Here is a 14,942-nt window from a genome sequence, read left to right as displayed (position 1 = left end):
CGTCACGTCTTTCGACTAGAGTTCCAACACCTGACAGGAGCCCATCATGACCACCGCCGCCCCCCTGCTCTACGTGCGCACCTCCATGCTCGACGTGGCTTATGAAGCCCATGGCCCCGCCGACGGCGAAGCGGTGATCCTGCTGCATGGTTTCCCTTACGACCCTCGCGGCTATGATGAAATCGCGCCGGTGCTGGCGGAACGCGGCTACCGGGTGCTGGTGCCGTACCTGCGCGGTTATGGCCCTACGCGGTTTATCAACGCGCAGGTGATGCGCTCCGGCCAACAGGCGGCGCTGGGCAAGGATCTGCTGGATTTCATGGATGCACTGTCGATCCCGCGTGCCACGTTGGCGGGGTATGACTGGGGTGGGCGGGCCGCGTGTATCGTCGCGGCGCTGTGGCCTGAACGGGTGCGTGGGCTGGTCACCGGCGATGGCTATAACATCCAGGACATTGCCAAGTCGCTCTCGCCACGGGCGCCGGCGACAGAGCATCGGTTGTGGTACCAGTTCTACTTTCACACCCAGCGCGGTGTGGACGGGCTGACGGCCAATCGCCGCGAACTCTGTGAGTTGCTGTGGTCGCTGTGGTCGCCGTCCTGGGCCGAGGGGCCTGGGCTGTATGGGCAGACGGCGCCGTCATTCGATAACCCGGATTTTGTCGAGGTGGTGATTCACTCCTATCGCCACCGTTTCATGTATGCGCCTGGCGATCCGGCGCTGGAAGCCATCGAGCAGGCCCTGGCGCGGCAACCGGCGATTGCGGTGCCGAGCATTTCGCTGTGCGGTGCCGACGACGGTGTAGGTCCACCGCCGCAAGAGGATGACGACGTGGAGCATTTCAGCGCTTTTTACCGGCGGGAGGTGTTACCTGGTGTGGGCCACAATATTCCCCAGGAAGCGCCGCAGACGACCGTCGCAGCGATCTGTGAGTTGCTCGACAGAGACTAACGGGCAGCCGGCATCCTGAAGCTGAACACACTGCCCTGCCCCAGCACGCTCTCGGCCCAGAGCGTACCGCCGTGGGCCTGGACAATACCGTGGGAGATATACAAACCCAGGCCGCTGCCGGTGGGGTTGCCCTCGCGGGAGGTCCAGTAGCGCTCGAAGATGTAGGGCAGTTGCGCTGCGCCGATCCCCGTGCCGTTGTCGCACACGCGAAACAGCACGTCGTCGTCTGCGGCCTGGGCGATCACCTCGATCGTGCCGCCCAGGTCGGTGAATTTCAGGGCATTGCCGAGCAGGTTGGAAAACACCTGGAACAACCGCTCGGGGTCGGCCAGGACGCACAGTCCCGGCTGGGCGTGCCACGTCAGATTGATCCCTTTGGCCGCCGCCAGCGGGTGCCACATCAGGCCGAGTTGGTCGAGGGTCGACTTCACCTCCAGCGCTTGCGGGACAACCCGGTAGCGCCCGGCCTCGATGCGGGAAATATCGATCAGGTCTTCCAGCAAGGTGTTCATGCGCGCCGTGGCGTTCTGCATGGTTTCTATGGCGTTGTTCAGTCGCAGGTTGGCCTTGGTCTCGCCGGCAGGCACCAGCTTGCGCATCATGCCGCATTGCATCAGCAGGATCGTCAACGGGCTGCGCAGGTCGTGGGAGACCACCGCCACCAGTTCATCCCGCGCACGCACGGCCGCGTGTTCACGCTGCACCTGACGCGCCAGGTCATGCTCAAGGGCGTGGCGGCGCAGGCTTTCCACCGCCAGCAACTCCGAGGCCGACCACGTCAGCGCCTTGCCGTCGACCTGCTGCTTCCATCGCTCAAACGACAGCCGTGGGCTCAGCGTCGTGGTCCCCGCTTCGCGCTGTTTTATTGGCTCGCCGCTCCATTGCACCGTGGTCTGGACCTCGGGGCGAAACCACATCACCGCGTTGTCCACCGGCTTGGGCAGGCGAAAAGCCAACAGGCCACTGGCGAGACCTTGATAGGCCGCCGCCGGCGGGAAGTCCATGCCCAACTGGTGGCTGCAGACCACGCCTTTGCCCTGCTGCTGGATCCACGGGTACAGGGCGCGGATTTCAGCTTCGCTCGGGCACACGCCAAACCGGTGCAGGCGCTCTTCCACCAGAATCGCCAAGCCGTCGGCGGCGGTAAGGTTCAGCAAGGTTTGCGAGTACGGGCACAGGCTTTCCATCACATCGCAGGTTTCCTGCGCCATCGTGTTGGTCAACGCCTCGATCATCGCGTTTTTTTCCTGCTGCTGAACGCGCGCTTCCTGCGCCTGGAGCAAGGTGATCTGCATCGACAGCAACTGGCCTATGCTGATGCAGGCCATGCGCAACTCATGGGGCACGCGCAAGGGTTCGCGGTGGCCGCAGGTGATCAGGCCCCAGAGCTGGCCGTCCTTGAGCAGGGAAATGCTCATCGACGAACGCACGCCCATGTTTTTCAGGTAATGGCAGTGCACCGGCGACACACTGCGCAGCACCGCGAAGCTGAGGTCCAGGGCCTGGCCGTTATCGGGGCGCAAGGCCGGCAGGATCGGCACCGGCGTATAGGCGGCATCCGGAATCACGCGGATCCAGTTCAAGCGGTACAGCTCACGGGCCTGAGGCGGTATGTCCGAAGCGGGGAAACACAGGCCCAGGTACGGCGGCATGCCGTCGCTCAAGGATTCACCGATCACCTTGCCGTGTCCCTCCTGTTCGAAGCGGTACAGGGTGACGCGGTCGTAGCCGGTCAATGCGCGGATCTCGGTGACGCAGATCTGGTACAGCCCATCGAGGTTTTTCGCCGACTGCAGGCGGCGCAGGGTCCGGGCGACGGGCAACGTGGCGGCGTGCAGGGGCGCCACGCTGTGCTCCAGTTCGAGCAGGAGCAGACCCTGGTGGCGGTGCAGCAACAGGTCGAAGAGACAACCGTTGAGCATGACGGTGTGCAGTTCGTCCTCATCCGCATCCAGGTCCGCCAGCGCCCGGCGCACCTGAGCCAGTGCCTCTTCGCCGATCAGGGTGCCCAGCGCCTGGCCGGACAACGGCGCGGCGCCAAGGCCCAGTGCGGAATGGGTATTGATGCTGGCCTGCAACACCACCAGCGCCGGCTCACTGAGGGTCAACAGCAACCCATGGGGCTGGATCGAGCCGGGAATATGAATAAGCTCGCTGGCGCAATCGTCCTGCAAAGGGTCGGCGCTGGTCGCAGGCAATGGTTTCATGAGCAACGTTACGCCGGAGGGAGGGAATTGCGGCGCAGGGACAGGGGCTCACTGCGAAAAAGTGAGGCAAACATAACACCTTGGTCCAGGTGTGTACGTTTTCCTTCAAGCCGGGTCGCAGAAGCGCTCGCGGTAGGCCTGGGGCGTCACCGACAAGGCCCGCATAAAGCTGCGGCGCAAGGTTTCTTCACAGCCAAAACCACACTGCACGGCGATGCGTTTGATCGACGCCGTGCTGTCGGCCAACTGCCGGCGCGCGGTTTCGACGCGGATCAGCTCGACGGCGCGCGCGGGCGTCTGGCCGGTTTCGGCGCGGTAGTGACGCACAAAGCTGCGCTCGCTCATGCCGGCCTGGGCAGCCAGGGTCGGGATATTCAGGTCGAGGGTCAGGTGCTCGGCCATCCAGGCGTGCAGTTCGGTAAAACGGCTGCCGGCCTTTTGCAGGGACAGGGTCACGCTGAATTGCGACTGGCCACCGGGCCGCTTCAGGAACACCACCAGGTGCCGCGCCACTTCCAGGGCCACGGCGCGGCCCAGGTCTTCTTCGACCAGGGCCAGGCACAGGTCGATGCCGGCGGTCACACCGGCAGAAGTCCACACCGCTCCTTGCTGGATAAAGATCGGGTTGGCCTCCACGGTCAACGCCGGGAACTTGCGAGCCAGTTCTTCGCAACGTGTCCAGTGGGTGGCGACGCGGCAGCCATCGAGCAAGCCACTGGCCGCGAGCAAAAACGCGCCGGTGCACACCGAGGCCATGCGCCGGGTGTGCCGGGCTTTCTCGCGCACCCAATCGACCAACGCCGGGTCTTCGGCGGCGCCGTACACGCCCCAGCCACCTGCGATCACCAGGGTGTCACAGGGCTGGCCGACTGCGGGCAACGGCTCAGCCAACAGCGCCAGGCCGGCAGAGGTCATTACCGGTCCGGCCTGGTCGGCGATCACCGTGACCGCGTAAGGCAGCGGTGCGCCACGCTGGCGTGCCAGATCATTGGCCGACGCAAACACCTGCAACGGCCCGGTGACGTCGAGCACCTGGGCATTATCGAAAGCGAGTACGTGAACGATTCTGGGCATATTGGCGTGATTCGTGGGTTCAATGGCGTATTCGCCAAAGCCTAGGCCTCTAGAGTGAAGCCGTCTACCCCTTGATCGGAGCTTCATTCATGACCTTGCAGATCGGCTTTCTGTTGTTTCCCGGCATTCAGCAACTGGACCTGACCGGCCCCTACGACGTATTGGGTTCGCTGCCGGATGTGAAGCTGCACCTGGTGTGGAAGGACCTGGCGCCGGTCACTTCCAGCACTGGCCTGGTGTTCACGCCGACCATGACCTATGAAGACTGCCCGAAGCTGGATGTGATCTGCGTGCCCGGCGGTTCCGGCGTGGGCGCATTGATGGAAGACCCGCAGACCCTGGACTTCCTCAAGGCCCACGCGCAGACCGCACGCTACGTGACGTCGGTGTGCACCGGCTCGCTGGTGCTCGGCGCGGCAGGGTTGCTGCGCGGGCGCAAGGCGACGACACACTGGGCCTACCACGACATGCTCGCCCCGCTCGGCGCCATCCCGGTACAGGCACGCGTGGTGCGTGACGGCAACCTGTTCACCGGCGGCGGCATTACCGCCGGTATCGACTTTGCCCTGGTGCTGGCGGCGGAGTTGTACAGCGAAGCGGCGGCGCAACTGGTGCAGTTGCAGATTGAATATGCGCCGGCGCCGCCGTTCGATTCGGGTAGCCCGGACACGGCGCCTGCGCAGGTGCTGGAGGAAGCCAAAAAACGCACGACCGAGTCTCGCAAAACGCGGGGTGAGATAGTGGCGCGCGCGGCGGCACGATTGGGCTGACCCTGTACCTGTGGCGAGCAAGCTTGCTCGCCACATAATCCATGCCTTTTCGGGGTCAGGCGGGGCGAGACATCACCGCCAAGCGCACCGCCAGCACTGTCAGCACCGTCGCCAAGCCCCATTTCTGTAGCCAGGCGCCTGTTGGGCGCCTGGCGAAGAAGCGGCTCAGCGCCCCGCCAAACATGCCCAGCAGCAGGTGAAACACGCCCGCGATGAGGGTAAGCACGCCTCCCAACAGCATCAACTGCATGCCGATGGCGCCCGCCTGCGGCCTTACGAACTGCGGCAAAAACACCACAAAAAACAGCAACGCCTTGGGGTTGAGCAGGCTGTTAAACATGGCCTGCAGAAACACCCGGCCAAGGGGTACGCGGTGCAGGTCGGTCGCGTCCGGCAAGGTTTTTTTCTGCAGTGTTTTGAACACCAGCCACAGCAGGTAGACCACACCCGCATAGCGGATCACGTCAAAGGATGGCGGCCAACTGGCGACCAACGCCGTCACCCCGGTGGCAGTCAATGCGGTCAGCAGCAGGTCGGCCACGCCGATGCCCAAGGCCGAGGCCACTCCCCCGCGCCAGCCGTGGGTGACGCCATGGCTGATCACAAAGGCCATGTTCGGCCCCGGGGATAACAGCAACAACAGCACAGCACCTGAAAAAACTGCCAGGGTCGCAAAGTCGATCATGCTCAAGCCGTCCACCGGGAAAAGCCTGCAGATTAGTGCTTGGGCCCGGGGCGAACAAAAAATTGTGCTGGATACATTGTTCATCGGCAATTGCGAATGGCCACGACCAGCGTCTAGAATGCGAAACATTATCAATTAAGACGGCTGCGCCAGGATGCCCATGTCGAGCGATCACCCACTGGACCATGCCGCCATCGGCCAGCTTTATCACACCCATCACTCCTGGCTGCGCGGCTGGTTGAGCCGACGCACTGGTTGCCGTGAACGTGCCGCCGACCTCGCGCAGGAAACCTTTGTGCGCCTGCTCAACGCACGCAAACAGCAGGCCGTGCTGCAGCCGCGCGCGTACCTGAGCAGCATCGCCCGCAGCTTGATGATCGACCAGTATCGGCGCCGCGAACTGGAGCGCGCCTACCTCGAAAGCCTTGCGCATTTTCCCCAGGCCGACGTGCCGTCGGAAGAAACCCGCCTGCTGATTCTCGACAGCCTGGAACGTATCGACCGCCTGCTCGACCAGCTCAAGCCGCGGGTGCGTGAAGCGTTCCTGCTGGCGCAACTGGACGGCCTGACCTGCGCGCAGATCGCCCTGCGCCTCGGGGTGTCCAAGGCCACGGTGGAGCGTGACCTGTCCAAGGCGCTGCATGCCTGCTATCGGTTGCGCTATGCCGACCTCTGACCCGCGCCTGCTCGACCAGGCCATCCAGTGGATGATCAAGCTGCGCTTCAACGTCGCCGACGACGCCAGCACCGCTGCGTTCGAGCGCTGGCTGCACACCAGCGCCGAACACCAGCAGGTCTGGCAGCGGGTGGCGGCGATGAATGATGAGTTCAGCCACCTGCCCGCGCAGGTCGGCCGCCACGCCCTGCACGGTGCACGTCGACGTATCAGCCGTCGCGAAGGGTTGAAGCTGCTCGGCCTGGTGGCTGGTGCGGCCGGCCTGACCTGGTTTGGCCGCGACTACACCCCGCTGCCCGCCTTGATGGCCGACTACCGCACTGCCACCGGCGAACGGCGTTGGGTGGCATTGAACGACGGCAGCCGCATCCAACTGAACAGCGCTAGCGCGTTCGACACGGCGTTTACTCAGGAGCGGCGCCTGGTGCAGTTGCGCCAGGGTGAAATACTGGTCAATCCCGGTGCCGACAACCGGCCCTTCTGGGTACAGACCCGTGACGGTTACCTGCGCGCCCTCGGCACGCGCTTCCTGGTGCACGAAGAGATCCAAGGCACCATGCTCGCCGTGCAGCAGGGCACGGTGGCGGTGTTTGCCGACAACCACGTCGCCGGCGCGCGCCAAGTGATCAACCCCGGCGAACGGGTATTGTTCGACCGCAGTGGCATTCGTTCTCTCGCCGCCAATGGCCTGGACCCTTGGGCCTGGAGCGAAGGCGTGATCAGCGCCCGGGACATGCGCCTGGATGCTTTCCTCGCCGAACTGGGCCGCTACCGCAACGGCCTGCTGCGCTGCAGCGAAGCGGTGGCCGGATTGCGGGTGTCGGGCACTTATCAGTTGGACGACACCGATGAGGTGCTGGGCCTGGTAGCCCACTCACTCAAGCTCGATGTCACTTACCGCAGCCGCTACTGGGTGACCGTCACCGCCCGCGTTTAACATTCGAAAATAAATGAGGTGAATTCTCATTGCCGCTCGACCTGTAAGGAAAGGCCGATCAACAGGCCGGTTCTGTTCACTTCCTTCAGGAGCATCCCGCGGTCATGCAAGCGTTCCCCTTCCCACGTTCACCCCTCAAGCACGCGGTGCACGCCGCCTTGCTCGGCGCCTGCCTGAGCTGCGCAACCGCGCCGCCGTTCGCATGGGCCGAAACGCCGGCCAGCGACACCCAGGCCCGCGACTGGAACATCGCCGCCGGTTCCCTGGCCACGGCCCTGGACCAGTTCGCCCGCCAGGCCGGCATCAGCCTGTCGTATGACGCCACCAGCGTCGCCGGCAAGACCAGCCAGGGCCTGAGTGGTCGCCTGGACCGCGAGCAGGCGCTCGGCCAGTTGCTGCGTGGCCAGGGCCTGCAAGCCCAGCGCCAGGGCAACAGTACCTGGCTGCTGTTGCCGCAAGTGGCCGACGGCGGCGCGCTGAACCTGGGCGCCACCACGGTCACCGGTGAGCGGTTGGGCGCCACCACCGATGGCACCGGGGCCTACACCACGGGTGCGGTGACGATCGGCAAGGGCGAACACAGCCTGCGGGAAACGCCGCAATCGGTGAGTGTGATGACCCGCCAATTGATGGATGACCAGAACCTCACCACCATCGATGACGTGATGGAACGCACGCCCGGGATCACCACCTACGAATCGCCCATGGGCGGCAAATATTTTTATTCCCGTGGTTTCAAGATGCTCGGCCAGTACCAGTACGATGGCGTGCCCCTGGACATGGGCAAGGACTACGTGCAGGCCGACAGCTTCAGCGCGAACATGGCGATCTACGACCGCGTGGAAGTGCTCAAGGGCGCGGCCGGCATGCTCAAGGGCGCCGGCACCGCCAGCGGCGCGGTGAACTTCGTGCGCAAGCGGCCCCAGGCCAAGCCCACCACCAGCCTGTCGCTGTCCGCCGGCACCTGGGACAACTACCGCGCCGACGTCGACACCGGCGGCCCGCTGAATGACAGCGGTACGGTGCGCGGCCGCGCGGCGATCAGCCAACAGAATCGCGGTTCCTACATGGACATTTCCAAGCGCCAGGACCAGGCGTTCTATGGCGCCCTGGATGTCGATCTCAACGCCGACACCACCCTGGGCTTCGGCGCCAGCTATGAAGACGTCGACGCCACACCGTGCTGGGGCGGCCTGCCGCGCTATGCCGACGGCAAAAGCGCCCACCTCAGCCGCTCCACCTGCCTGGGCCAATCCTGGAACGACTGGCAAAGCCGGCGCACCACCTTCTTCACCGACCTCACCCATCACTTCAACGATGACTGGAAACTCAAGGTTGCGGCCGTGCACAGCCGCAACCTGCAAGACACCAAATACGCCGCCAGCGAAGGCACCATTGCCTACGGCAACCCGACGCCTACGGCCAACTCCTATGCGGCGCTGATGGACTACGACCACAAGGACTTCGGCCTCGACGCCTATGTGGACGGCAAGTTCGAAGCCTTCGGGCTGGAACACGAACTGATCCTCGGTGCCAATGGCAGCCGCGGTACCCAGGACGATGTGTACGCGATCCAAAACCTGCCCAGGCGCCAAGGCATCTACCAACCCGACCACCATTTCCCGGAGCCCGCCAACAGCACTTTCTGGCCGAACATGTATCGCGGCGGCACGGTGAAGGAGACCGCGACCCAGTACGGCGCCTACACCACCTTGCGCCTGCGCCTGGCCGAGCCGTTGATGTTTATCGTAGGCAGCCGCGTGAGCTGGTACGAGAACCGTCGCCAGTCCAACAACCTGGCCTGGGGCGAGTGGGCCTTGCAGGATGCCCGCACCCGGGAAACCGGTGAAGTGACGCCGTTTGCCGCACTGATCTACGACCTTAATGAGCACCTGTCGGTGTACGCCAGCTACGCGGATATCTTCCAGCCGCAAAGTTCCTATGCCACGCTCGATGGCGCCGCGCTCAAGCCGAAGATCGGTGACAACTACGAGCTGGGTATCAAGGGCGAATGGTTCGACGGGCGCCTCAACAGCTCCCTGGCGCTGTTCCGCGCCGTCGAGAAAAACGCGGCCGAATCCGATTACATCGCCCAGTGCCCGACCTCCGCCGACGGCTATTGCTACACCGACAGCGGCAAGGTGCGCGCCCAGGGCGTGGAGGCGGAAATCAGCGGTGAAGTGCTCGAGCGCCTGCAGGTATCCGGCGGCTACACCTACACCCAGACCAAGTCCCTGAAGAACATCGATACCGCCCTGGAGGGCGGTACGTCCAACACCTACGTACCTCGACACATGCTGCGCATGTGGGGCGACTACCAGCTCGACGGCGCCCTGTCGAAATGGAGCGTGGGCACCGGCGTCAACGCTCAGAGCAGCAATTACCGCGTGCAGACCATCAAGCTCGAACAGGCCGGTTACGCAACCTGGAGTGCCCGTGTGGCGTACCGTATCGACGACACTTGGACCGTCGCACTCAACGGCAACAATCTGTTCGATAAAAGTTACTACAACACTGTGGGTACAGCCTCCTGGGGTAACTTTTATGGCGAGCCACGAAATTTTACGGTGAGTTTGAAAGGCAACTTCTGATCTGGCGAAAGTCCCGCAGGCAGGGCACTTCGTGCGCCCTGCCACCCCCTCTTTGTCCCCCCTTCCTACCGCCTTTGAAAAAAGGTTTTTCCTTTATGCAGGAAAAATCCTGCATTTGTTTCTACACTCAAAAACACACCCAATCACCGCGTACCCGGACAAGGAATGTCAATAAAATGCCGAACAAAACACTGATAAACCTGTCTGCCCTGCCACCTCCGCACCATCGTCAATTCATTGACAAATTGATTAAGGGAACACTCCTGTAGTCACTACCCCCGCAAATTCCCTTCAAATGGATAGCTGCATTTGAATTGATAGTTGCGTATTACCCAGAGTAGCCGTAGTTGGAAGTGCCCTCTAAAGCAGTTCGCTGCTTTATTGAACAAACATCCAAACAATAGCTCTGGCGTGCAATGAGGGATGTTTTATGCGAGAGAAGTCGTCCGTCGACAGCCTGTTTTTAACGCGCGCCGGTTTTGTTGAGTTCTTTGTTGTTTTCGTCAAGTTCATACATGGCCTGAGTGCCATTTTGCCCCCGCTGATCCTGGTGATGTTCATCGACCCGATGGACCCTGAACTGCGCGGGCACTTCCTCGGCCTGCTGGTATTTTTCGCGGTCCTGACGATCATTCTGTTCCAGGCCCTGGGCATCTATTCCGAAGAATTGTTCAGCAACCGTCTGCGCCTGAAAACCAAGATCAAGGCGTGGTCGGCGGCATTTTGCATCCTGCTGTTCATGTACCAGATCCTGCAATTTTTCCCGCAGTTGACCCCACGCAACCTGGTGGCGTGGTACATCGCCAGCCTCTGTCTGTTCTGCCTGGAACGCCTGATGATGCTGCGCCTATACCGCAGCCTGATGCGCAAGGGCAAATACCTGCAGCGCACGGTGATCCTGGGCTTTACCGACACCGCTGTGCACGTCGCCGATCACCTGCAACGCAACGGTGATATCCGCTCTGGCCTGATCGGCTTTATCGACGATCGTACCGAGCGGATTCCCAAGGAATTGAGCAACCTGCCCTTGCTGGGCAACACCCGCGACCTGGAAAAGCTCATCCGCGCCGAGCAGGTCAACCAAGTGATGATCTGCCTGCCATGGGCCGCCGAGCAGCGCATCCATGGGCTGGTCAACCGCCTGCGGCAGATGTCGGTAAACGTCATGCTGGTGCCCGACATGGCGGCCCTGCGCTACGGCCATAGCCGCATCAGCGACGTGGGCGGCATCCTGATGTTCAACACCTCGCAATTGCCACTGCGCGGCTGGTCGCCGGTGATCAAACGCTGTGAGGATGTGCTGCTGGCCAGCCTGGCGCTGGTGGCGTTGTCGCCGGTGATGGTGGCGACGGCGATTGCGATCAAGCTCGATTCCAAAGGGCCGGTACTGTTTCGCCAGAACCGCTTTGGCTACAACGACAACGAGATCCGCGTGTTCAAGTTCCGCTCGATGTACACCGACCAGAGCGACTTCACCGCCGAACGCCAGACCACCCGCGCCGATCCGCGCATCACCCGGGTGGGCCGCATCATCCGCAAGACCAGCATCGACGAGCTGCCGCAGTTGTTCAACGTGCTGCTGGGCAACATGTCGATGGTCGGCCCGCGCCCCCATGCCACGGCGACCAAGGCCGCCGGCGTTCCCTTCGAAGTGGCCGTGAGCGAATACAGCTCGCGCCACCGTGTGAAGCCGGGCATCACCGGCTGGGCGCAAATCAACGGTTACCGGGGTGAGACCGACACCCTGTTCAAGATCCAGAAACGTGTCGAGTACGACCTGGAGTACATCTCCAAGTGGTCGGTGTGGTTTGACCTGTACATCGTTTTCATGACGGTCCCGGCCGTCCTTTCCACCAAGGAAGTCTATTGATGAATACCCTCAACGGATTAATTCCCTGCATCGTTTCCGGTGGTTCGGGCACCCGACTGTGGCCGGTGTCGCGGCAGAACATGCCCAAGCCCTTCATGCGCATGCGCGATGGCCAGAGCCTGCTGCAAAAAACCTTTCAGCGCGCCGCCAAACTGCCCGGCGTGGAAAGCGTGTTGACGGTGACCAACCGCGACCTGCTGTTCCGTACCCTGGATGACTACCGCGTGGTCAACAAGGCCCATCTGCCCCTGGACCTGCTGCTGGAGCCCTTCGGCCGCAACACTGCAGCGGCCATTGCCGTGGCGGCCCTGCATGTGCAGGAGCACTTCGGCGGCGACGCGCAGTTGCTGGTGATGCCCGCCGACCATCTGATCCTCAATGAAGTCGCGTTCGCCGAGGCCGTGACCCAGGCCCGTGACCTGGCCGAAGCCGGCTACCTGGTGACCTTCGGCATCCAGCCCGACCACCCGGAAACCGGCTTTGGCTATATCGAACAAGGCGAGCCGCTGAGCCACGGCTACCGAGTCAAACGCTTTGTCGAGAAACCCGACCTGGCCACCGCCCAGGTATACCTGGACGGCGGCAAGCACCTGTGGAACGCCGGCATGTTCTGCTTCAAGGCCAGCACCCTGGTGGACGAACTGGCCACCCATGCCCCCGCCGTACTGGAGGCCGCCCGCGCCGCGCTGGAACACAGCCAGAGCCTGCAAAACAAAACCTCGCGCCAACGTGAACTGGATGCGGATGCGTTCGGCAGCGCACCGGATATTTCCATCGACGTGGCCTTGATGGAAAAGTCCCAGCAAGTCGCCGTAGTGCCCTGTGACATTGGCTGGAGCGACATCGGTTCCTGGGAAGCGCTGCGCCAGCTCACCCCCAGCGATGCCCATGGCAACCAGGTCAATGGCGAAGCGATTTTGCATGACGTGCACAACTGCTACATCGACTCGCCCAAGCGCGTGTTGGGCGCCGTAGGGGTGCGCGACCTGATCATCGTCGACACCCCCGACGCACTGCTGATTGCCGACGCCCACCGCAGCCAGGACGTGCGCTACATCGTCGCCGAGCTCAAGCGTCAGAACCATCCGGCGTACAGCCTGCACCGCACCGTCACCCGGCCGTGGGGCACCTATACCGTGTTGGAGGAAAGCAGTCGCTTCAAGATCAAGCGCATCGTGGTCAAGCCCCAGGCGTCGCTGTCGCTGCAGATGCATCACCACCGCAGCGAGCACTGGGTGGTGGTCAGCGGCGCGGCACAGATCACCAATGGCGAGCGCGAGTTCCTGATCAACGCCAACGAGTCCACCTACATTCCGGCCGGGCACAAACACCGGCTGACCAACCCCGGCATCATCGATCTGGTGATGATCGAGGTGCAGAGCGGCGAGTACCTGGGCGAAGACGACATCGTGCGCTTCGACGACATCTACGGCCGCGCGCCTGCCGAAGTGAAAAAATGATATGCGCACTTCACTGATCATCCCCACCCGCAACGCCTCCAGCCATCTGGCACGCCTGCTGCCGGCGCTGAAGATGCAAACCCTGCAACCTGACGAGACGCTGGTGGTCGACAGCGCTTCCAGCGATGACACCGTGGCGCGCTTTCGCGAGTTCGGCGCGCGGGTCGAAGTGATCGACGCCCGTGACTTCAACCACGGCGGCACCCGCCGCTGGGCCAGTGAGCAGGTGGGTGGCGAGGCGCTGATCGTGATGACCCAGGACGCCATCCCGGCGACGCCCGAGACCTTCGCCAACCTGCTCGACGAATTGCAGCAGGACCCGCTCAACGGCGTGGCCTATGGACGGCAATTGCCCCACCCCGATGCCGGTGTGTTGGGTGCGCAGTCGCGGCACTTCAATTACCCGGAACACAGCCGCAGCAAAAGCCTGGCCGACGCGCCCACGCTGGGGATCAAGACCTGTTTCAGCTCGGACTCGTTTTCGGTCTACCGGCGCAGCGTGCTGCAGGCGGTGGGTGGTTTCCCCGCCGACGTGATCGGCAGCGAAGACGCCTACGTCGCCGCACGCATGCTGCTGGAAGGCTACAAGGTGCGCTACGCCGCCACCGCGCTGGTGCATCACTCCCACGATTACAAACTCATGGACGAGTTTCACCGCTACTTCGATATCGGCGTGTTCTACGGCCGCGAGCCGTGGATCAAGCAGGCCTTTGGCGACGCGGGTGGCGAGGGCAAACGCTATGTGCTGGCCGAACTCGCGGCCCTGCGCAAAGCCGGGGCCTTGCATCGCGTGCCCGAGGTGCTGGTGCGCAGTGCGTTCAAATTGCTGGGTTATCGCCTGGGCCATCTTGAACGTCGCCTGCCCCTCGCCCTCAAGCGACGCATCAGCATGTTTCCCGGTTATTGGAGGTGAGCATCATGACCCACAGGAAGTCCCCCTTGATGAAACGAAGCATGCTCGTCCTGGCCATGATGGCCCTGGCCGCCTGCAATACCCCGGCGCGCATCGTGCCGCCGGACAGCCAGACAGTGGAGGAAGGCAAGCGCGCCCTCGACCAATTGGCCCAGTTGCCACCGGCGGTGGAACGCATCCGTGTCGGCGACCAGCTGCGCATCGTCCGGGATGCCGGCGAGATGCCGACGCTGTCGGCGTTCAACGTCAGCACCATCTACGAGTTGACGCTGTACACCGTGCAGACCGACGGCAAGATCAACTACCCGTTCCTGGGGCCGATCCAGGTGGCCGGGCGCCAACCATCGGAGCTGGCCAACCAACTGACCCACGAGCTTGCGCAGACCTACCGCGAGCCCCGGGTCACGGTGAACATCAACCAGGCGCCGGGCAACTCGGTGATCGTCGGCGGCGCGGTGAATAACCCGACGGCGGTGCAGATCGCCACGGCCAATACCCTGGAACAGGCGATTCTCGGTGCCGGCGGAGTCAGTCCGGCGGGCAACGCGAGCATGGTCGCGCTGCTGCGCGAAGATGCCCAGGGCGCCTACCGCGCCTACTTCCTGGACTTCAGCCAGCTCCTCAAGACCGGCGCCAACGGACGCAAGCCGGTGCACCTGCAACGCGGCGATGTGGTGTTCGTGCCCAAGTCCAATGTGGGCGAGCGCATCCAGGGCGTGGATACCTACATGAACCAACTGATTCCGTTCACCAAGTCCATTGGGGTCGGCTACAACTACACCCGAACCAGCGGCGGCAATAACTAAA

General features: G+C 63.1%; 12 protein-coding genes. 9 read left to right on the top strand and 3 right to left on the bottom strand.

The genetic code is table 11. From position 1 onward, the window contains the following. Positions 1 to 46 precede the first annotated feature (46 nt). On the top strand, positions 47 to 952 hold the full coding sequence (locus tag J1G35_RS20705) for an alpha/beta hydrolase (RefSeq protein WP_223015893.1): 906 nt from the start codon (positions 47 to 49) through the stop codon (positions 950 to 952). Here the strand turns inward: J1G35_RS20705 and J1G35_RS20700 are convergent. Together J1G35_RS20700 and J1G35_RS20695 are read right to left on the bottom strand one after the other, a co-directional pair. Beyond that, positions 949 to 3,159, bottom strand: coding sequence for an ATP-binding protein (locus J1G35_RS20700; RefSeq protein WP_223015892.1), 2,211 nt, complete (start codon positions 3,157 to 3,159; stop codon positions 949 to 951). The genes J1G35_RS20705 and J1G35_RS20700 overlap by 4 nt on opposite strands. A 105-nt stretch (positions 3,160 to 3,264) precedes the next feature. Then, a complete protein-coding gene (locus J1G35_RS20695; protein WP_223015891.1) occupies positions 3,265 to 4,233 on the bottom strand; it encodes a GlxA family transcriptional regulator in 969 nt (322 codons plus the stop codon). 89 nt (positions 4,234 to 4,322) lie between these two features. Here J1G35_RS20695 and inhA point away from each other — a divergent pair, with 89 nt between their 5' ends. Then, entirely contained in the window at positions 4,323 to 5,003 is a 681-nt protein-coding gene (gene inhA / locus J1G35_RS20690) for an isonitrile hydratase (RefSeq protein ID WP_223015890.1), read from the top strand. A gap of 55 nt (positions 5,004 to 5,058) precedes the next feature. Here inhA and J1G35_RS20685 read toward each other — a convergent pair whose 3' ends face one another. Then, the gene (locus tag J1G35_RS20685; RefSeq protein WP_223015889.1) at positions 5,059 to 5,688 is read right to left on the bottom strand and encodes a LysE family translocator; all 630 of its coding nucleotides are present in this window, start codon (positions 5,686 to 5,688) and stop codon (positions 5,059 to 5,061) included. A gap of 160 nt (positions 5,689 to 5,848) precedes the next feature. Here J1G35_RS20685 and J1G35_RS20680 point away from each other — a divergent pair, with 160 nt between their 5' ends. The 7 genes from J1G35_RS20680 (at position 5,849) to J1G35_RS20650 (ending at position 14,941) form a co-directional block, all read left to right on the top strand. Then, positions 5,849 to 6,364 (top strand): sigma-70 family RNA polymerase sigma factor, encoded by a 516-nt coding sequence (locus J1G35_RS20680; RefSeq protein WP_053132260.1) that lies wholly within the window; start codon positions 5,849 to 5,851, stop codon positions 6,362 to 6,364. Beyond that, on the top strand, positions 6,351 to 7,301 hold the full coding sequence (locus tag J1G35_RS20675; protein ID WP_053132263.1) for a FecR domain-containing protein: 951 nt from the start codon (positions 6,351 to 6,353) through the stop codon (positions 7,299 to 7,301). Before J1G35_RS20680 ends, J1G35_RS20675 begins: the two co-directional genes overlap by 14 nt. Positions 7,302 to 7,405: 104 nt before the next feature. Then, complete coding sequence (locus tag J1G35_RS20670; protein ID WP_053132264.1) at positions 7,406 to 9,892, top strand: TonB-dependent receptor; 2,487 nt, start codon at positions 7,406 to 7,408, stop codon at positions 9,890 to 9,892. Positions 9,893 to 10,322: 430 nt separating this feature from the next. Continuing rightward, positions 10,323 to 11,762 (top strand): undecaprenyl-phosphate glucose phosphotransferase, encoded by a 1,440-nt coding sequence (locus tag J1G35_RS20665; RefSeq protein WP_223015888.1) that lies wholly within the window; start codon positions 10,323 to 10,325, stop codon positions 11,760 to 11,762. Continuing rightward, positions 11,762 to 13,222 (top strand): mannose-1-phosphate guanylyltransferase/mannose-6-phosphate isomerase, encoded by a 1,461-nt coding sequence (locus J1G35_RS20660; protein WP_223015887.1) that lies wholly within the window; start codon positions 11,762 to 11,764, stop codon positions 13,220 to 13,222. Before J1G35_RS20665 ends, J1G35_RS20660 begins: the two co-directional genes overlap by 1 nt. A gap of 1 nt (position 13,223) precedes the next feature. Further along, positions 13,224 to 14,135: a glycosyltransferase gene (locus tag J1G35_RS20655; RefSeq protein ID WP_053132270.1), complete on the top strand. Its 912-nt coding sequence runs from the start codon at positions 13,224 to 13,226 to the stop codon at positions 14,133 to 14,135. Between the two features lie 29 nt (positions 14,136 to 14,164). Next, a complete protein-coding gene (locus J1G35_RS20650; RefSeq protein ID WP_053132272.1) occupies positions 14,165 to 14,941 on the top strand; it encodes a polysaccharide biosynthesis/export family protein in 777 nt (258 codons plus the stop codon). Position 14,942: the final 1 nt, after the last annotated feature.

The organism is Pseudomonas sp. SH10-3B (genome assembly GCF_019891415.1).
Lineage (GTDB): Bacteria > Pseudomonadota > Gammaproteobacteria > Pseudomonadales > Pseudomonadaceae > Aquipseudomonas.
The sequence above is the reverse complement of the archived record's forward strand: the minus strand, read 5'-3'. Positions and strand labels throughout refer to the sequence as shown.